The organism is Geodermatophilus sp. SYSU D00700 (assembly GCF_054050255.1).
On the sequence record NZ_JBJGZA010000004.1, the window covers coordinates 90,097 to 108,869 of the forward strand.

13 protein-coding genes are annotated in these 18,773 nt (G+C 74.8%); 4 read left to right on the top strand and 9 right to left on the bottom strand.

Annotation, left to right across the window (positions count from 1 at the left end; translation table 11 throughout):
- Positions 1-18: 18 nt before the first annotated feature.
- The gene (gene mfd / locus ACI79V_RS04945; protein ID WP_456887325.1) at positions 19-3,555 is read right to left on the bottom strand and encodes a transcription-repair coupling factor; all 3,537 of its coding nucleotides are present in this window, start codon (positions 3,553-3,555) and stop codon (positions 19-21) included.
- A gap of 222 nt (positions 3,556-3,777) precedes the next feature.
- Complete coding sequence (locus tag ACI79V_RS04950; protein ID WP_456887326.1) at positions 3,778-4,236, bottom strand: adenylyltransferase/cytidyltransferase family protein; 459 nt, start codon at positions 4,234-4,236, stop codon at positions 3,778-3,780.
- 382 nt (positions 4,237-4,618) lie between these two features.
- Between ACI79V_RS04950 and ACI79V_RS04955 the strand changes: the two genes are divergently transcribed.
- Both ACI79V_RS04955 and ACI79V_RS04960 read left to right on the top strand, forming a co-directional pair.
- Positions 4,619-6,013, top strand: a complete 1,395-nt coding sequence (locus tag ACI79V_RS04955; RefSeq protein WP_456887327.1) for a phenylacetate--CoA ligase family protein — start codon at positions 4,619-4,621, stop codon at positions 6,011-6,013.
- A 204-nt stretch (positions 6,014-6,217) separates the two neighbouring features.
- A complete protein-coding gene (locus ACI79V_RS04960) occupies positions 6,218-6,988 on the top strand; it encodes a hypothetical protein (protein WP_456887328.1) in 771 nt (256 codons plus the stop codon).
- Positions 6,989-7,456: 468 nt separating this feature from the next.
- On the opposite strand, the gene ACI79V_RS04965 is transcribed toward ACI79V_RS04960, so the two are convergent.
- The 4 genes from ACI79V_RS04965 to ACI79V_RS04980 all read right to left on the bottom strand — a co-directional run bounded on the left by ACI79V_RS04965 (position 7,457) and on the right by ACI79V_RS04980 (position 11,646).
- Positions 7,457-8,215 (bottom strand): polysaccharide deacetylase family protein, encoded by a 759-nt coding sequence (locus ACI79V_RS04965; RefSeq protein ID WP_456887329.1) that lies wholly within the window; start codon positions 8,213-8,215, stop codon positions 7,457-7,459.
- Positions 8,212-8,838 (bottom strand): arsenate reductase/protein-tyrosine-phosphatase family protein, encoded by a 627-nt coding sequence (locus ACI79V_RS04970; RefSeq protein WP_456877846.1) that lies wholly within the window; start codon positions 8,836-8,838, stop codon positions 8,212-8,214. Before ACI79V_RS04970 ends, ACI79V_RS04965 begins: the two co-directional genes overlap by 4 nt.
- Positions 8,835-10,292, bottom strand: coding sequence for a polysaccharide biosynthesis tyrosine autokinase (locus ACI79V_RS04975; protein ID WP_456887330.1), 1,458 nt, complete (start codon positions 10,290-10,292; stop codon positions 8,835-8,837). Before ACI79V_RS04975 ends, ACI79V_RS04970 begins: the two co-directional genes overlap by 4 nt.
- 64 nt (positions 10,293-10,356) lie before the next feature.
- Entirely contained in the window at positions 10,357-11,646 is a 1,290-nt protein-coding gene (locus tag ACI79V_RS04980) for a hypothetical protein (RefSeq protein WP_456887331.1), read from the bottom strand.
- A 297-nt stretch (positions 11,647-11,943) separates the two neighbouring features.
- Here ACI79V_RS04980 and ACI79V_RS04985 point away from each other — a divergent pair, with 297 nt between their 5' ends.
- Both ACI79V_RS04985 and ACI79V_RS04990 read left to right on the top strand, forming a co-directional pair.
- Positions 11,944-12,954, top strand: coding sequence for a glycosyltransferase family 2 protein (locus ACI79V_RS04985; protein ID WP_456887332.1), 1,011 nt, complete (start codon positions 11,944-11,946; stop codon positions 12,952-12,954).
- Entirely contained in the window at positions 12,938-14,473 is a 1,536-nt protein-coding gene (locus ACI79V_RS04990; protein ID WP_456887333.1) for a lipopolysaccharide biosynthesis protein, read from the top strand. Before ACI79V_RS04985 ends, ACI79V_RS04990 begins: the two co-directional genes overlap by 17 nt.
- Before the next feature lie 282 nt (positions 14,474-14,755).
- Here the strand turns inward: ACI79V_RS04990 and ACI79V_RS04995 are convergent, their stop codons facing one another.
- The 3 genes from ACI79V_RS04995 to ACI79V_RS05005 are packed head-to-tail and all read right to left on the bottom strand — an operon-like array spanning position 14,756 to position 18,659.
- Positions 14,756-15,499, bottom strand: a complete 744-nt coding sequence (locus ACI79V_RS04995; RefSeq protein WP_456887334.1) for a polysaccharide deacetylase family protein — start codon at positions 15,497-15,499, stop codon at positions 14,756-14,758.
- A complete protein-coding gene (locus ACI79V_RS05000) occupies positions 15,496-16,503 on the bottom strand; it encodes a glycosyltransferase family 2 protein (protein WP_456887335.1) in 1,008 nt (335 codons plus the stop codon). Before ACI79V_RS05000 ends, ACI79V_RS04995 begins: the two co-directional genes overlap by 4 nt.
- Positions 16,500-18,659 (bottom strand): glycosyltransferase, encoded by a 2,160-nt coding sequence (locus ACI79V_RS05005; protein WP_456887336.1) that lies wholly within the window; start codon positions 18,657-18,659, stop codon positions 16,500-16,502. Before ACI79V_RS05005 ends, ACI79V_RS05000 begins: the two co-directional genes overlap by 4 nt.
- Positions 18,660-18,773: the final 114 nt, after the last annotated feature.

The window sequence follows — 18,773 nt, forward strand, 5'->3', positions numbered from 1 at the left end:
CTCACTCGGCAGGTGACCTCAGGCGGCCACCGGCTGCTCGAGCACCGCCCTCAGCAGTGAGTGCAGGTGCTCGAGCAGCGCGACGTCGCGCAGCGGGGTGCGCCGGTCGGGCCCGACCGGGACCTTGAGCGAGACCGTCTGGACGGCGGACTTGTACGTGGCGCCGTCGGCCAGCCGGTTCAGCCGCATTTGCTGCGACTCGCGGAGGGGCACCGGCGAGATCCGGATGGCGCGGCCCTGCAGCGACACCTCGGTGATGCCGAGGCTGCGCATGGCGGCGCGGAAACGGGCCACCGCCAGCAGGTTGAGCACCGGCGCGGGCGCCGTCCCGTAGCGGTCGGTGAGCTCGTCGAGCACGGCCTGGGCCTGGTCGTCGTCCTGCACCGAGGCGACCTTGCGGTAGGCCTCCATCCGCAGCCGCTCGCCAGGCACGTAGTCGTGCGGCAGGTGCGCGTCGACCGGCAGGTCGACCCGGACCTCGACCGGCTCGGGCGGCGCCTGCTGGCCGGTGACCTGGGCGCGGTAGTCGGCCACGGCCTCGCCGACCAGGCGGACGTAGAGGTCGAAGCCGACGCCGGCGATGTGCCCGGACTGCTCGCCGCCGAGCAGGTTGCCCGCGCCGCGGATCTCGAGGTCCTTCATGGCGACCGCCATGCCGGCGCCGAGGTCGGTGTTGTGCGCGATGGTGGTCAGCCGGTCGACCGAGGTCTCGGTCAGCGGCCGCGAGGGGTCGTAGGTGAAGTAGGCGTAGGCGCGCTCGCGACCACGGCCGACCCGGCCGCGGATCTGGTGCAGCTGCGAGAGGCCGAAGGTGTCGGCGCGGTCGACGACCAGCGTGTTGGCGTTGGGGATGTCCAGGCCCGACTCGACGATCGTCGTCGCGACCAGGACGTCGTACTCCTTCTCCCAGAAGCCGACCATGATCCGCTCGAGCTCGTGCTCCTTCATCTGGCCGTGGCCGACGGCCACGCGGGCCTCGGGCACCAGCTGCCGGATCTTCGCGGCGGCCTTGTCGATCGACTGCACCCGGTTGTGGATGACGAACACCTGGCCGTCGCGGAGCAGCTCGCGGCGGATGGCGGCGGCCATCTGCTTGTCGTCCCAGGCGCCCACGTAGGTGAGCACCGGGTGCCGCTCCTCGGGCGGGGTGAGGATCGTCGACATCTCCCGGATGCCGGTCAGGCTCATCTCCAGCGTGCGCGGGATCGGGGTCGCCGACATCGACAGGACGTCGACCGCCGTCCGCATCGTCTTCAGGTACTCCTTGTGCTCGACACCGAAGCGCTGCTCCTCGTCGACGATCACCAGGCCGAGGTCCTTGAACCGGGTGGTCGGCTGCAGCAGCCGGTGGGTGCCCACCAGGACGTCGACCTCGCCGGCGGCGAGCTGCCGCAGCGTCTCTGCGCTCTCGGCGTCGGACTGGAAGCGCGAGAGCACCTTCACGGTGACCGGGAACTGGGCCATCCGCTCCGAGAAGGTCTTGAAGTGCTGGTTGGCCAGCAGCGTCGTGGGCACCAGGACGGCGACCTGCTTGCCGTCCTGCACCGCCTTGAACGCCGCGCGGACGGCGATCTCGGTCTTGCCGTAGCCGACGTCGCCGCAGATGACCCGGTCCATCGGCACCGGGTTCTCCATGTCCCGCTTGACCTCGTCGATGGCGCCGAGCTGGTCGGGCGTCTCCTGGAACGGGAAGGCGTCCTCGAGCTCGCGCTGCCAGACGGTGTCCGGGCCGTACGCGTGGCCCTGGGTGGCCATGCGGGCGGAGTACAGGCGGATGAGCTCGGCAGCGATCTGCTTGACCGCCCTGCGGGCCTGGCCCTTGGTCTTCTGCCAGTCGGCGCCGCCGAGCTTGGACAGCGCCGGCTGCTCCCCGCCGACGTAGCGGGTGAGCTGGTCGAGGGCGTCGGTGGGCACGAAGAGCCGGTCCGGCGGCTGGTTCCGCTTGCTCGGCGCGTACTCGACGATGAGGTAGTCCCGCTGCCCGCCGTTGACGGTGCGGCTGACCATCTCGACGTAGCGGCCGATGCCGTGGTGCTCGTGGACGACGAGGTCGCCGGGCTGCAGCTGCACCAGGTCGACGGCGTTGCGCCGCCGGGCGGGCATCTTGACCGCGTCGCGCATCGTGGTGCCGCGCTGGCCGGTGAGGTCGTGCTCGGTGACCAGCGCCAGCTCGACCCCGGGCAGGGTGAAGCCCGACTCCAGGTTGCCCTGGGTGATCGAGATCAGCCCCGGCTCGGGCGCGGTCTCGAGGCCGGGCACCAGCCGCACGCCGAGGTCGGCGGCACCGAGCTGCTCGGCCGCGCGCTGGGCCGGGCCGGGCCCGGCGAAGGTCAGCACGACCCGCCAGCCGTCACGGGTCCAGGCGCGCAGCGTCGCGACGGCGCGGTCGAGGTCGCCGGCGAACCGCTCGACGGTGGTGGCCTCCAGGGCGCCCTGGTCGTCGCTCTCGAGGTCGCCGAGCGTGAACGCGCCGGTGGTCCACCACGGCAGGCCCCGGCCGCGGGCGGCGGCCTCGACGTCCTCGAGCGCCCGGAACGACGACGCGCCGAGGTCCAGCGGCGCCTCGCCGGCCTCGGCGGCGGTGGCCCAGGAGGCGGCGAGGAACTCCTCGGCGGTGCGCACCAGGTCGGCGGCGCGGCTGCGCACCCGCTCGGGGTCGGCGACCAGGACGTGGGTGCCGGCCGGGACGAGGTCGGTGAGCAGCTGCAGGTCGCCCTCGATCAGGGCGGGGGTCAGCGACTCCATGCCCTCGACGGCGATGCCCTCGGCGAGCCTGCCGAGCACGTCGGCCAGGCCGGGGTGCTCGGCGGCCAGCTCGGCGGCGCGGGCGCGGACCTCGTCGGTGAGCAGCAGCTCGCGGCACGGCGGGGCCCACAGCCGCTCGGGCCGCTCGTCGAGGGAGCGCTGGTCGGCGGCGGAGAAGTAGCGCAGCTCGTCGACCTCGTCGCCCCAGAACTCCACCCGGACCGGGTGCGGCTCGGTGGGCGGGAAGACGTCGAGCAGGCCGCCGCGGAGGGCGAACTCGCCCCGCTTCTCGACCAGCTCCACGCGGGTGTAGGCGGCGTCGACCAGCGCGCGGGCGACGTCGTCGAGCTCGGCGGTGTCGCCCGCGCGCAGCTCGACCGGCACGAGGTCGCCGAGCCCGGGCGCCAGCGGCTGCAGCACGCTGCGCACCGGGGCGACGAGCACGTCGATCGCGCCGTTCTCCCCCGGGTTGGTCAGGTCGCGCAGCACGGCCAGGCGGCGGCCCACGGTGTCCGCGCGCGGGGAGAGCCGCTCGTGCGGCAGCGTCTCCCAGGCCGGGAAGGTCTCCACCCGGCGGTCGGGCAGGAAGCAGCGGAGCAGGTCGGCGGCGAGGTCGGCGTCGCGCTCGCCGGTGGTGACCAGCAGGACCGGCACCCCCGCGCCCGGCTCGACCGCGGCCAGCGCGGCGGCGACCAGCGGCTGCACCGGCGGCGGGGCCGGGACGGCGAGCTCGGTCGACCCCGCGGCGGCCACCACGCGGGCGGTGCCGGGATCGCTGAGGACGACGTCGAGCACGCCGCGCAGGCTCACGGGGACTTCCTCCTGGGGACGACGGCCCGCAGTGGGCGCCGCCGAGTGCGGCGCCGGGCCCCCTCCCAGGCTAGACGGCCGGCGCCGGCCCCGCCGGGGCGCGATCGGCGGCCGGCGACGGCCGCGGCCCGGGATCGTCGAGCCGTCTGCTCGACCGTCGGGGTCGTCGAGGCCGGACCCGTGCCGGCGGGCGGACCCGGCGGTCGGGGCGCCCCCCGCGCCTCAACGCGGGAGCGCAGACGCCGTCCTGGTCGCGGGCTCGGCGGTCTCGAGCGCCTGCAGCGCCCGGCGCAGCGCGGTGCTCGAGGTGTGCATCGTGTACGGGAAGTAGTGGACGGTGACGCCGACCGAGGCCATGTCGCGCTCGAGCCGCTCACCCTTCGGCGTCCCCCGCCAGTCGTCGCCCTTGAACAGGACGGAGAAGCCCACGGCCCGCCAGGCCTCGAGCTTGTCCGGCACGAGCTCGGCGTGCACGTCGTCGACGACGCGCAGGCCGCGGACGATCTCCATCCGCTCGGCCAGCGGCACGACCGGCAGCCGGCCCTTGGTCTGCAGCAGCACCTCGTCGGCGACCACCCCGGCCACCAGCCGGTCGCAGTGCGCGGCGGCGTGCCGCAGCACGTTGAGGTGGCCGATGTGGAACAGGTCGTACGCGCCCGGCGCGTAGCCGATGACGGTCATGTCTCCCCCAGGACCTCGTCCGACGTCCCGGGCAGTCGACCAGCCGCGGTGACTGTGCGTCATCCCCCGACCGGGTCCACCCCGGCGGGAAGCACCCGGTCGGGGGACACGATCACTCCTCGTGAGCGCCCCACGAGGTCGGTCGGCAGACCCGGCGGAGGAGGCGGCGCCGGCCCTGTCGTGGGGCGACGGATCGCCGGATCGCCGTGCACACCGCTGTAGGCACCACCCGGACGGGCCCGCACCGACCTCCACGGCGCCTCACCCTTTCGGGCCGAGTGCTGTTTCGGCCAGCGGGACGTGACAGGAGACTCTGGGCGCGCTCCTCCGGGGCGTCTCCGTTCCTCAGTGAGAGGTCGCCGTGCACACTGACCGAGGCCGCGTGCTCCAGGATCGACGCACCGCACTCGCTGCCCGGGCGTTCCGGGCGAAGGCCGCCACGGTCCGCCGCCGCAACGACTCGTTCTTCCGTGAGCTGATGGGTCAGCAGACCATGGCACCCGAGGCCCTGCGCGACCTCCAGTGGCGCGGCGCCACCCGGATGCTGCAGTGGGCCACCGAGGGCACCGCCTTCTACCCCGACTTCTACGCCCGGCACGCGGTCGAGGTCCCGGCCGTGCGGAGCTGGGACGACTGGGAGGCCCTGCCGATCATCGACCGGTCCGTCGTCAAGGAGCACGCGTCCGGCTTCCTCTCCTCGGAAGCCCGTCCCGGGACCGTGCGGGAGGCCCTGACCGGGGGGAGCACCGGGCAGCCGCTGCAGACCAAGCAGGACGCCCGGGTGCCGTCCCTCGCGCTGGCCTGGCGGATGTACTCCTGGTGGGGGATCCAGCCCTGGGACGACCTCGCCCGGGTGGGACGCTGGGGGTTCGGCCGGATGGAGACCCTCAAGAACGACCTGCAGTGGTGGCCCACCCGGCAGAGTTACCTGGACGCCGCGCTCCTGAGTCCTGCTTCGATGCGGCGCTTCCACCGCCGGATCCGCGCGTCCCGTCCGGCTCTCCTCGAGGGTTACGTCGGGTCGATGCTCGAGTTCGCCGACTTCCTCGAGGAGTCGGGCCTCGACACTCCCTCCCTCAGGGCGGTCGCAACGACCGCGGCGCCGCTCACCACCTCGGCTCGTCACCGGCTGGAGTCCTTCTTCGGCGTACCCGTCTACGACGAGTACCGCGGCTCGGAGTTCGGTTGGCTGGCAGGCGAGTGCCGGGAGCGCAACGGTCTGCACCTGTTCGCCGACGTCCGCCTCGTCGAGGTGGTCGACGAGCGCGGCCGGCCGGTGCCCGCGGGCGAGGTCGGCGACCTCGTCGTCACGGACCTGACGAACCGGGTGTTCCCCCTCATCCGGTACCGGATCGGCGATCGCGGCGCGCTGCTCGGCGAGTCGTGTCCCTGTGGCGTCACCCTGCCGCTGATGAGCCAACCCGAGGGCCGCTCCACCGACATCCTCCGGCTGCCGAGCGGCCGGGCCATCGGACACCGGCTCATGGCGATGTTCAGCAGGCACCCCGACAGCGTGCGGCTGTTCCAGATCCACCAGCGTGCCGACTACTCGATCGTCGTGCGCGTCGTCCTCGGCGCCGGCCACGACAGCACGTCCCACGTCGAGGCGGCGGTGGAGACGCTCCGCCAGCGCATCGGCAACGAGGTCCCGGTCACCACCGAGTACGTCGACCGACTGCCGTTCACCGGTGGGAAGGTCAAGTACGTCATCTCGGACCTCGTTCCGACGCCTCCCGGGACGACGGAGGACCCGGTCGCACCGGCCACGGCCCGGTGAGCCGACGTCCACGGGACCGTCCCCCGGAGGAGAGCAGGCGCACCCTCGGTGCCGACAGCGGCTCGGGGCCGCTGCCTGCCGGCGCGTCTCCTCCCTTGGGGGGACGCCACCCGGCGGAGCGTTGCCGCCACCCGTCCGCGGACGTTCGACTGTTCGGAGGACCACCCCGCTGACGGGGTGGCGCGACGTGAGACGGGGACGGTCATGGACACCAGCAGCGCAACGGGCCTCCTCCGGCACATCGTCGCTCGGCTGTCGGTGGCGGCCCTGGTGGCACTGGTGGCCGTCGACCTCGCGCTGGTCGTGGCCTCGGTCGGCCACCTGCTGACCGCGAACGGTCCCGCCGACCGCGGCGGTCCGTGGGTGCTCGAGACCGACCGCGGCTTCGCCGAGCAGTGGGGGTACATGCAGCAGGCGACCATCGCGTTCCTCCTGGTCGTGCTGGCGCTGTACAGCCGACGGTGGGTGTTCCTGCCCTGGGCCGCCGTCTTCGCCGCCGCGCTCGCCGACGACAGCCTGCGCCTGCACGAGAACAGGGGCGCCTGGCTCGCCGACCGGCTCGGCGAGCGTCTCTGGTTCCCGGACGGCCTGCTGGGCCTGCGCGCCAACGACCTGGGCGAGATCCTCGTGTGGGGGCTGCTGGCCGTGGTGCCCGTCGTCGCCGCCGCGCTGCTGCACCGCCGCAGCGACGCCGCGACCCGGCGCGCCAGCCTCGGCGTGGCCGCGCTGCTCGCCGGCTACGTGCTGTTCGGTGGTCTGGTCGACCAGCTCCACGTGCTCGTCATGCACACCGCCATCGGTGACGCCGTCGGCACCGTCGAGGACGGCGGCGAGCTCGTCGTGCTGAGCCTGACCGTGGCCTACGCCCTCGGTCTGCTCGCGGCGGCCCGACGGCGCCCTGGGACCCCGGACGAGGACGACACTCCGGCCGTCCCCTCACTCGCCACCGGCACCGGGGCGCCGACGGCCTCCTGACCGTTCCCGCCCCCGGCGCAGCCGCGGGGTGCGCGTCCCGGCCGGCGAGTCGCCCTCAGCGCTCGGCGGCCGGGGGGAGACCCTGACGGGCCTGCCACCGGCCCGGGCGAGCGCGGCCGGGACGAGCAGTGGCGATCGCGACCCGGAGGCCGGGTCCGACGGGCCCGTCGGGGGATCCGGCGGTCGTCAGGGCCGAAGAGGCGGGTCGCCGACCGGGTCCACGGGAACGCACCGGCGCCCCAGGGCCGAGCCGCGCGCCGTCCGCCGTACGACCGGTGACCGGTCCGTCGCCCGGAGCTGCTCGGCGTCCGCTCACCGGGGGCCGCGCTCGGGGTGCGATCGCCACCCGGGGCACGGCCGCCCGCTCGCGTACGTCCACGGTGCGCCCGGCCGGCAACCCGGCCACGCGGGCGCTTCGGGACCGTGCTCGACGGCCGCAGCCGCCTGCGCAGGGCGGACCACCGCGCCTCAACGGCCGGTGCGCACCCGGATCCGGTGACGGGCCAGCTTGGCGACCAGGCGGACGGGGCCGTCCTCCGGGGCCACGTAGCACCGCGGGACGGTGAACCGATCGCCGGGCCGGTAGTCGCCGGTGACGCAGGCGTGGTCGTAGCCGGCGGCGCGGACCGTCTCGGCCGCGGCCTCGTCGAAGTCCCCCCACGGATAGCAGAAGCCGGAGACCGCGGACTGCAGGACGTCCTCGAGGACCCGGCGGCTCCCGGTGACCTCCCGGGCCACCACGACCGGGTCGGCGGCCGACAGCCGGACGTGGGTCAGGGTGTGGCTGCCGATCTCGTGCCCTGCCCTCGCGACCGCTCGGACACCGTCCGCGTCGAGCAGGTCCAACCGCGGGCCGGCGTCCCACTCGTTCGCTCCGCCGAGCCGGCCGGCGACGACGTAGAGCGTGCCGGTCATGCCGTGGCGGCCCAGTACCGGGACGGCCTGGTCGAGGAAGTCGGTGTAGCCGTCGTCGAAGGTCAGCCCCACCAGGCCGTCCGCCCGGCCGGCGTCGGCGGCCGCCATGAGCTCCCCCAGTGACACCCCGCGCAGGCCCAGCCGGCGGAGCAGTCGCAGGTGCGCGTCCAGGCGGTCCGGGTGGACCCGCAGCCGGTGCGGATCGGGTCCCGTCGACGCGCTGACCGAGTGGTACATGAGCACCGGCGGCAGGAGCAGTCGCGGGCCGCGCGGGCGGGCGTCGGCGCCGGCGGCCGCCGAGGGGCTGCTCACGGCTGGGGACCATCCGTCCCGGCTGTCCCGGCTCGGCTGAGTGCGGGCTCGCGGAGCTCGCGGAGGAGTCGCTCGACGGCGCCGTCGATCCTGTCGAGGACCCGTGAGAAGACGTCCTCGGAACGGCCGTACGGGTCCTCGATGTCGTCCTCTGCCGTCGTCCCGGTCCGCTGCGCCCGAGCCACCGGGGCAGCGCGCAGTGCCGCGGCGATCCGCTCCGCCGGCCCTCCGGGCAGGCGGGCGACCCCGACCAGGGCGGCGACGTCGGCGAACTCCACGAGGGTGAAGGTGCGACGCACCGCGCTCGGTACGGACGTGACCACGGCCCGGCGCTGAGCGGCGGTCATGGTGAGGACGAGGTCGGCGTCACGGACGGCGCCCGGCTGCACCTGGCGTGCCGTCGAGACACCCGGATCCACGCCCTGGGCGCGCAGCAGCCGGGCCATGGGCTCGGCGACGGGCTCTCCCACGGGAGCCGAGAGGCCCGCGCTGGTCACCTCGACCCCGGCCGCGGGCCCGAGGCCGGCACGCAGGAGCAGCTCCGCAGCAGGCGACCGGCAGATGTTGCCGGTGCAGACCACGAGGACGCGGAGCGGCTCCTCCGGCTGTCCGGTCCCGCTCACGACCCGACGGACGGGCGGCCGGCCGGTGCACGGTGGGCCACGTCGGCCGGCCGCCGGTCTCCCTCGGCCGTGACGCGCTCGGGCACGACCTCGCCCTGGCGGTAGGAGTAGGCCTCCTCGTCGCGGCGGACGTGGTTGAGCACGACGCCCAGGACCCGGGCCGAGACGCGCTCGAGGTTGCCCAGTGCGTGGCTCAGCTGCGTCCGACGGACCCGGCTGGCGTTGGCCACCACGACGGTGCCGTCGACGAGGCCGGCCAGGACGGTCGCGTCCGCCACCGGCAGCAGCGGCGACGTGTCGACCACGACGTAGTCGTAGGCCTGCCGCACGCGGTCGACCAGCCAGCGCATCGCCGGTGACCCGAGGAGCTCGGTCGGGTTGGGCGGGATCGCGCCGGACGGCAGCACGTGCAGCCCGCACGTGCCCCACTCCTGGACGACGTCCTCGAGGTCGGCGTCGCGGGCGAGGACGGTGGTCAGCCCGACGCCACCCTCGATCCGCAGCGCCTCGGCGACGGTGGGCCGGCGCAGGTCGGCGTCGACGAGCAGCACCCGGGCGCCGGTCTGCGCGAGGGCGACGGCGAGGTTGACCGAGATCGTCGACTTGCCCTCCGCGGAGAGCGCCGAGGTGACCGCGACGACGTGCGCACCCGGGCGGGCACTCCCGGCCGGGTCCTCGGCGACCCGGAGGAACTGGAGGTTCGTCCGCAACTGGCGGATGCTCTCCGCCGCGGGGCTGTGCGGGGCCGTCGCCACCTGGACCCGGCCCGGCTGCCGGCCCGACCAGACACCGACCGTGCCGAGCACGGGCAGCGTGGTCAGCTCGGCGAGGACGTCGGCATCGCGGACCCGGGTGTCGACGGCGTCGCGCGCCAGGGCGAGCAGGATGCCCAGGGTCAGACCCAGGACGGCGCCGGCGGCGATGTTGAGCACCGTGTCCGGCGAGGCCGCGGATGCCGGGGCGGTGGCCGGGCGCACGACCTCCACCCGCACGGTCGAGCTGCCGTCGTCGGGGTCCCTGGGCGCCAGTTCCTCCACCGCGTCGGCAGTCCGGTCGGCGACGGCGTTCGCCAGGTCCGCCGCCCGTGCCGGGTCGGGGTCCACGACGGTCAGGGCGATGACCACGGTGTTGTCGGACGCCTCGACGCTCACCCGGTCCTCGAGGCGCTCGGCCCCGCCGGAGACGTCGAACTCCGCCGCGACCCGCTCCAGCACGCGGGGCGTCAGGGCGAGGCTGGCGAAGGACGCCATCTGCTCACGGGTGAACCGCGCGCCGTTGGCCAGGTCGTCGACCCCCTGGGCCGTCGTCACCGAGACGTAGAGCTCGGCCGTCGACTCGTAGGTGCGCGGGAGGAGCGTGCTCAACAGGACCGCGCCGGTGAGGCACACCAACAACACGGACGAGATCCACCGGATCCGGCGCCGCAGAACGGTCAGGAAATGGTTCAGTGCCACAGGATTCCCTCCGGGGCGGGCGACAGCACCCGAGAACTCGTCGATCGAACGGTGAACGTAACTGTCAGAATGGCGCGGATTCCACGGCCCTCCCCATTCCGGGTGACGCGGCGGGCGACTCGTCGGCCGGGTGCCGGGCCGCGGCCTGGCTGAAGACGGCGAGTCCGGCGACGAACCAGAGCAGCGTCGAGTACTGGGTGATGAGGGCAACGGTGACCAGCGCGGGGATCTGGGCGACCACGGCGATCGTGGGCGCGGTCGCCCGCCTCGACACCAGGCACCAGAGGCCCCCGACGAGGAGGGCGACGACGACGACCATCGGCACCCAGCCGTAGTCGAGGCCGACCAGCAGCACGGCGTTGTCGATCGAGTCGAAGCCGGCGAAGGTGCGCTCCCCCGTCGGCGAGACGTACAGGCTCTCGGCCAGGCCGAAGGCGCGCAGCGTGGGGAGCAGGTCGAGCAGGTCGATGCGGTAACCGGCGCTGGCCGAGGCCTCGTCGCCCGCGGCCTCGAAGGTGCCGGCGATGAGGGACGACAGTCCCACAGCCGCCACGGCCAGCCCTCCGATGACGCTCCAGCGCATGCGTGCCGACAGCTCCGAGCGCACGAACAGGACCGACAGCGCGACCCCGCCGATGGCGGTGAGGAGGCCGATGCGGCTGAAGGTGACCGCGGCCGCGGCCACCAGGACCACCACCATGGCCAGCCGCACACCGGACCGGAAGCGCGAGGCCAGAGCCAGGGGCACGGCCAGCGCCAGGCTGGCGCCCAGGGCGATGGAGTGCCCGAACGCGGCCTCGGCGCGAGCCTGCCCGCCCCGTTCCTGGATGGGCGACCAGTCGTCGTGGAGGCTGCCCGAGCCGGGAACGGTCGCGAAGGGATTCCACCCGGTGAGGAACTCGACGATCGCGAACCCGGCGACCACGGTGAGGGCCACGGCGATCGCGCCGTAGACCCAGCCCAGCGGCACCCGGTGACCGATGACGCGGCCGGCCAGGAAGGCCCCGGCCCACTGCACCGCGACGAGGAAGACGTCGGACACGGTGGATCGACCGGCGACCGCGCCGACCAGAGCGGCGGCGAGGAAGAGCACCAGGAGCCCGTCGGCGCGGGTCACCCGGCCCTCGGCGGTGTTCCGTCCGAACAGGACGCCCGGTAGCACGCAGGCCACGAGGCCGATGGTGGCGGCCACGTGGGACTCGAGTTCGACGACGAGGGTCAGCCCGACCCAGACCGGGACACCGCAGACCACGACCAGCCAGCCCACCAGGGCCGCCCGCGGTGCCCGGTGCAGGAGGACCAGGCCCAGGGCGCCGGCGGACAGCGCGGCGCCCGCCAGCAGGAGCGCCGTCATCTCGACCCCCTGGACGACAGCGAGCAGTGCACGACCCGATCCCCCCGACTCCGCCCGCCGACCGCGGGTCACGACTACTCCCTCCGCAACACGCGGAGCGCCCTCACACCGTTCCACGGAAATGCGCCCCGACCATTCGGCACCTCTCACGGGATCACCCGAAAGGAGTGCACTCCTCCGTTCTCGGTCAGAAATGGACGTACCTTCTCCACGGACGGGTGAGTGCGATCCGCCGGGAACGGGCTCCGGTGTCGAGAACCGTTCGTCACGGGATCCCAGTGAGGCGAGGAGTCGGGTGTGTCCGGACCAGAGGGAGCGGCGGACGTCGTCGTCGCCGTGCTCACCTACCGCCGCACCGACCGGCTGCCCGCCCTGCTCGGCGCACTCGAGCAGCAGGCGGGCTCGGTCGAGCCGCGAGCCGCCGTCCTCGTCGTCGACAACGACCCCGAGGGCAGCGCGGCCGACGTGGTCGGCGCCTGGGGTGGACGCGGCATCCGCTACGTCCACGAGCCGAGGCCCGGGATCTCCGCCGCCCGGAACCGGGCCCTTGCCGAGGCCGGTGACGCCGACGTGCTCGTCTTCATCGACGACGACGAGCTGCCCTCCCCCGGGTGGCTCGCGCACCTCGTGGCCGGGTGGTCGAGGTGGCGGTGCGCCGCCGTGGCCGGCCCGGTGCCTGCCCACCTCACGGGTCCGGCGGACGCCTGGGTCTCGGGCTCCGGCGCCTTCGATCGACGTCGCCTGCCCACCGGCACGTCCGTGGGGGGCGCGGGAGCCGGCAACCTGCTGCTCGACCTGCACCAGGTGCGCGCCCTCGGACTGGGCTTCGACGAGCGCTTCGGGCTCACCGGCGGGGAGGACACCCTCTTCACCCACGCGCTCGTGCGCCGGGGTGGGGAGATCCGGTGGTGTGACGAGGCCGAGGCGGTCGAGTTCGTGCCACCCGACCGGCTGACCCGCGGCTGGGTACTGCGGCGCAGCTTCCGGGCCGCCGGCTCCTGGAGCCGGGCGGAGGTGCACCTGGCCGGCACGGCGGTCGCCCGGTGGCGCACGCGGCTCGTCGTCGTGGCCAAGGCAGCCGTGCGGATCACGGGGTCGCTGCTGGCGGCCGGCGGGGGGATCGCCCGCCGCGACGTCGCGGCGCGGGCCCGCGCCGTCACGAAGCTGGCGAGCTACGCCGGCCTCGTCACGGGCGCCTTCGGATACGTGCCCGGTGAGTACGCACGGCCGCCGGCCGGTCCTGCCGCCGGCGCCGCAGGACGCACGGGACCGGCGGTTCCGGAGGTGCAGCATGCCGTCCGCCGCTGAACCGCCGCCCCACGGCACCACCACCGACACCCTCCCCTCCGCGGCCTCGCAGCCGGCCGGCAGCGGGCCCGGCCTGGGTCGCGTGGCCGCCCGGGGCGCCGGGGTCACCCTGGCCGGGCAGGGCGCGCGGATCCTGCTGCAGTTCGCCTCCGTCGTCGTCCTGGCCCGGCTGCTCAGCCCCCACGACTACGGCCTCATGGCCGTCGGCCTGGTGGTCGTCGGCATGGGCGAGGTGGTCCGCGACCTCGGGTTGTCCACCGCCGCGATCCGGGCACCGGAGCTCACCCCGCGTCAGCGGGACGGGCTGTTCTGGGTCAACGCCGGGGCGGGTCTGGTGCTGGCGGCCGTCGTGACCGCCGGGGCGGGTGTCGTCGCCGACGTCTTCTCGCAGGCCGAGCTGCTACCGGTGACGCAGGCGCTGGCGCTGACCTTCGTGCTCAACGGCCTCGCGGCCCAGTACCGCGCCGGCCTCACCCGCGACCTGCGCTTCGGAGCGGTCGCGGGCGCCGACCTGCTCGCCCAGCTGGCGGCGCTGGCCGTCGCGGTGGTCGCGGCGGCCGCGGGTGCGGGCTACTGGGCGCTGGTCGCTCAGCAGCTCACCGTGGGCACGGTCGCCCTCGTCGCCGTCGTGGCGCTGGCCCGCTGGGTGCCGGGACGGCCGCGCCGAGGGTCCGGGCTGCGGCCGTTCCTCCGCTTCGGCGGCGGTCTCACCGGGACGCACATCGCCTACTACCTCGGCAACAACCTGGACACCATGGCCCTCGGCCTGTGGTCCGGGCCGGCGGCGCTGGGCATCTACAGCCGTGGCTTCCAGCTCCTGATGACGCCGTTGGCCCAGCTCCGGACGCCGGCCACCACGGTCGCCGTCCCGGTGCTGTCCCGGTTGCAGGCGGATCCGGTGCGCTTCGGCGAGTACCTGCGCCGCGGCCAGCTGGCCCTGGGCATCCCGATCGTCACCGCGCTGGCCCTGGTCGCCGGCGCGGCCGTTCCGATCGTCGACATCGTGCTCGGCGCACGCTGGCACCCCGTGGCGCCCGTGTTGGCGCTGCTCGCTGTGGCAGGCAGCGCCCAGACCCTGTCCTTCGTCGGGTTCTGGGTGTACCTGTCCCGGGGACTGTCGGACGCGCTCCTGCGCTACACGGCCGTCACCCTCGTCCTCAAGGCGGCGTGCATCGCCGTCGGCGCCCTCTTCGGCGTGACCGGTGTGGCGGCCGGATACGCCGCGGCGGCCCTCGTCGAGTGGCCGCTGTCGCTGTGGTGGCTCTCCCGGCTCGCCGTGATCCCGGTGCGCGCCCTCCTGCTCGGCGCGCTGCGGATCACCGGTGGCGCGGCCGTCGCGGGCGCTGCGTGCCTCCTGGCCACCCGACTGGCGACCGGCTGGCCGGCGCCTGGAGAGCTGACCGCGGGCCTCGGGGCGGGTCTGGCCGCGTACGCCCTCACCCTGCTCGTCCCCGCCGTCCGCGCCGACCTGGCCGGGGTGCTGGCCTGGGGTCGTCAGATGCTCGGCCGGAGCCGCTGAGCCGGCAGCGCGCGGCGGCGCCGGACCGGCTCAGCGGCGCCTCCCCGTGACTCTCCCCCGGTCGCGACGCGGTGCCGGCTGGGCGCTGGTGGGAGGGCCGTCACCGGTCCGTGTCCCGCATGCGGGTGACCGGCCGCTCGGGGCCGGCCAGCACGGTGGCGTCGCTCGACGTCCGACCGGCGCGGTCGTGCGACCTGCGGCCGACGCCGGCGCGGGCCGGCGGTGCAGCTGGGATCGCCGGGGGGCGAGGGGCTGAGGAGGCCGGGCAGTCGCCCGGCCTCCTCAGGCGTGGAACCAGGTCTCGCGGACCAGTGAGCCGGCGTCGAGCGCCGCCTGCAGGGACCGGGCACCGAGCCCACGCTCGGCGTAGCCCTCGAGCACGGCCCGCACGAGTTCTCCCCGGTCCACCTGGGGCGGCGGACCGTCGCAGGCGGCGTCCTCCGGCCCGGCGAAGCCGTCGTGGGCCAGGACGATCGACCCACGCGTCACGCCGGCCATGGCCTTGGCCAGCCGCTCCTCGGGCGAGACGTCCCTCCAGTCCCACGTCGTCGGCCCCCAGAGCACGGGCAGCAGGCCGGCGTCGAGGGCGGCGCGCCAGTTACGCATGGTCTGCCGGCCGTAGGGAGGCCGGAACCAGCGGACCGGAGCGCCGAGGACGTCCTCCAGCTCGGCCTTGCCGTCGCGGACCCGTCGGGCGACCTCGTCGGGGTGCAGCGTGGGCAGGGCGCGGTGGTCCACCCCGTGCAGCGCCACCTCGTGCCCGGCGGCCACCACCTCCTCCAGCAGCGCGGGGTACCTGCGCACGCGAGTGAGCAGCACGAAGAAGGTCGCGCTCGCGCTCGCGTCCGCCAGGGCGGTCAGCACCCGGTCGGTCCCGCCCGGCTCCGGTCCGTCGTCGAAGGTCAGGACGACGTGCGGCGCGGCGGTCCGCACCTCGACCGCCGAGCCGAGCAGGGTGCCGGCACCGCGGCGGGCGGTGCGCCGGGTGGTGCGGACGACGGTCCGCAGCAGCGCGGGGGCGCTCACCGGGCGCTCCTCAGCGCCGGCCGCCAGCGGCGTCCCGACCGGGCGTACTCCTCGTACACCATCCCGCACGCGCCGCCGATCATCCCGACGCCGCGGAACACGTACCTCAGGCCCCGCGCCTGGTGGCGGCGGGAACGGGTCGCCAGTCCCCAGCACCAGCGTGCAGCGCCCCCGCCGACACACAGCACACCCCGGGCCGCCCCGCGGGCCCGCCGCGCCAGCCGAGCGCGGGACCCGGAGGTCAGCCGCAGGTCGATCAGCACGGTCGAGTTGCCGTGGCTGCACGCGCGGGTCAGGACCCAGGCGCGGGTCATCCGTGCGGCCGGCACGTGGTCGACGGCGGCGGACTCGTCACACCAGACCATCCGGCCGCCGGCCCGGGCCAGCTGCCGGCTGAAGAGGTTGTCCTCCCCACCGCCCAGACCGAGGGCGGACTCGAACCGGATGCCGGACCCGCGCACCTGCTCCAGGTCGAGGAGCAGGTTGCCGCTCGCCGCGACGTCGATCGCGGTCCCTGTCGGCATCCTGCGGCGGGCGAAGAAGTCCCCGGCGCGGATCCACGCGTCGAGCTCTCCGGCGAACTCCGTCCGGACGACCCCGGCGACCGCGGCCGCGCCGGTGGCCGCCCAGGTCTCGAGCAGGTACGCCAGCCAGCCGTCGGCCGGCCGCTCGTCGTCGTCGATGAAGGCCAGCACCCGGGCCTCGGCCGCCTCGTCCAGAGCGCGGTTGCGGACCGCCGCGATGCCGGGTGTGGGCTCGGCCGCGTAACGGACCCCCACCATCCCGCTCACGACGGCGACGGCACTCCGGTCGGGGTCGTTGTCCACGACCAGCACGTCGGCGAGGTACCGGCTGTCGGGTGCGGAGGACACCTCGGAGGCCTGCGCGAGCAGCAGCGGCAACAGCGCGCGCAGTTCGTCCGGGCGGCGGAAGGTGGGCACCGCGACCGTGACCCGCACGGTGTCCGTCGGCGTGGCGGGGACCGCCGGGGTCGTCGCCGTCATCGCGAGATCACCGCTGCTCGCTCCTCGGTGGTCGGGGTCGGGGCCGGGGTGTGCGCGACCTGCCGTCCGAGGTGGTCGCGGGCCGGCGACGGCGTCAGCTGCACGCGCGACCCGAGCAGGAGACGTGCGAGGCGCCGCCGGTACCAGGTCGGCGCGTGTCGGTCCCGCACCGTCCCCGCATCCCGGACGGCGGCAGCACGGAACCGCGGCCAGTCGCTGACGACGCGCTCGACCGCGTCGGCCCACAGGTCCGGACGAGCCGCCTCGGCGACCTGGGCACCGGCACAGCCGTCCACCGCCTCGCGGAGCCCCGGCAGGTCGCTGACCACCGTGGGCCGCGCGGCGAGCAACGACTCGACCGCCACGTTCCCGAACGACTCGTCGAGCACGGAGGGGACGAGGACGACGTCGGCCGCCGCCAGGGCTGGTGCCACGTCGGGGCGGAACCCGTCGAAGGCGACCCGCCCGGTGAGGTCGGCGGCCGACGAGCGCAGCCGCCTCTCGAACCACTCGTAGCCGGGGTACACCGAACCGAGCAGCGTCAGCCGCGCGTCGACCCCGCGGGCGAGCAGCTCCCGCAGGGTCGCGACGGCGACGTCGGGACCCTTCCGCGGGGACAGCCGGCCCACGTACAGCAGGTGGACCGGGGCGTCGAGCCGGGCTCTCGGTGGGGCGGCCGGGTCGGATCCCTGCACCGGGTTCGCCACCACCGTCACGCGGTCGGTGAGCGCGGGCACGAGACGGAGCAGGACGTCGCGGGTGAACCGGCTGTTGGCCACGACCGTGTGCGCGCACCGGAGCGGGAGGAGCAGGACCCGGCGGAGGACCACGGGACCCGGCCACTCCGCTTCGTGGACGTGGCAGGCCACCGACCGGCGGGCCAGCCGGGCCAGCAGCAGCCAGGACGGCAGGATCGTCGTGTTGACGACCACCCCGTCGCCACCGTGACGGCGGAGCAGGACCAGCGCCGGGACCAGGCCCGCGACAGCGTCACGGAGGAGGCACAGCAGACCTGCCGGGCGGAGCACCGACTTGCGCAGCACCGGCATCCGGTGGATGACGACGCGCGCCCCGCGCCGTTCGAGTTCGGCGACCAACGGTCCACTCCCGGACAGCGCCACGACGACGTCGGCTGCGGGCAGCAGTGCGGTGACCGACTCCAGGAACACCCGATCGGAGCCGTACAGCTCCGCGCCGGGGTGGACCATGACGACCGACGGCCGTCGCCTCAGGGGGCGGGGACCGGTGAGCAACGCGCCCAGGGCCAGGGCGACACCGGCGAGGGAGCCCGCGACCGCGGCCCACAGGAGACCCGGGGAGCGCAGCAGCTGCCGCCTCCCGCCGCGGAGTAGGATCTCCCAGCTCACGCGCGGTGTGGCGAACACCCAGCGCAGCAGCCGGGCCCGGCCGAGGTGCCGGGCGGCGAAGGCCAGCCGGTTGCGACAGTTGTACCGGTAGTACAGGGCGGACTTCGCGCCCTCCGGGCGCCCGTCGGCGTGGGTGCCGCCCTCGTCGTGGACGGCGACCAGGTCCTCGCGGAGGACGACGGTGCCGCCGGCCGCGACGGCCCGGTACCCCAGGTCGACGTCCTCCCAGTACAGGAAGTAGCCCTCGTCGAATCCGCCGATCCGGGTGAGCAGGTCGTCGTGGACCACCAAGCAGGCCCCGCAGAGCCAGTCGCCGGGGTCGGTGGTGCTCCGATCGGCGTCGACCGGCCGGCTGCGGACCCGGCCGTCACGGAGGTCGGTCCGGGCGACCCGGAAGACGACGCGCCCCTGGGAGTCGACCAGCAGCGGGCTGATCAGTGCCATGGGCTCGCGCAGGCTGTGGGCGCGGAGCTCGGCGACGACGCCGGGATCGATGACGGCGTCGGGGTTCAGGAACAGGAAGGTCCGGCAGCCCAGCTCCCGGCCGGCGGCCACACCGGCGTTGCAGGCGGCGCCGAAGCCCCGGTTGTCCGGCATGCCGACGACGTGCCAGCCCCGGGCGGCGCCGAGTTCCTCGACGGCCCGCCGGTTGGCCGGTGTGGAGAAGTTGTCGACGACGACGACGCGCACGTCCGGCCCCGACGAGTCCGCGGTGGCGAGGTTCCGGCGGAGCAGGTCGGCCGAGCCGAACGAGACCACGACGACGGCGAGTGGCGCCGTGTCAGCCATGAGGGTTCCCTTCCGCTGTCGTGTTCCTGCGGCCGCGGGACCGGCACCGACTGCAGATGACGGCCGATGGTGCGGGCTGCCGGGCGGACCCGTCATCACCCGCGAGGGTCACCG

Bases quoted from the DNA above. Each gene is read 5' to 3' on its own strand.
- ACI79V_RS04980 (WP_456887331.1), bottom strand. From the start codon at position 11,646: ATGACGGCGCTCCTGCTGGCGGGCGCCGCGCTGTCCGCCGGCGCCCTG.
- ACI79V_RS04960 (WP_456887328.1), top strand. From the start codon at position 6,218: ATGGACACCAGCAGCGCAACGGGCCTCCTCCGGCACATCGTCGCTCGG.
- ACI79V_RS04990 (WP_456887333.1), top strand. From the start codon at position 12,938: ATGCCGTCCGCCGCTGAACCGCCGCCCCACGGCACCACCACCGACACC.
- ACI79V_RS04950 (WP_456887326.1), bottom strand. From the start codon at position 4,236: ATGACCGTCATCGGCTACGCGCCGGGCGCGTACGACCTGTTCCACATC.
- ACI79V_RS05000 (WP_456887335.1), bottom strand. From the start codon at position 16,503: ATGACGGCGACGACCCCGGCGGTCCCCGCCACGCCGACGGACACCGTG.
- ACI79V_RS05005 (WP_456887336.1), bottom strand. From the start codon at position 18,659: ATGGCTGACACGGCGCCACTCGCCGTCGTCGTGGTCTCGTTCGGCTCG.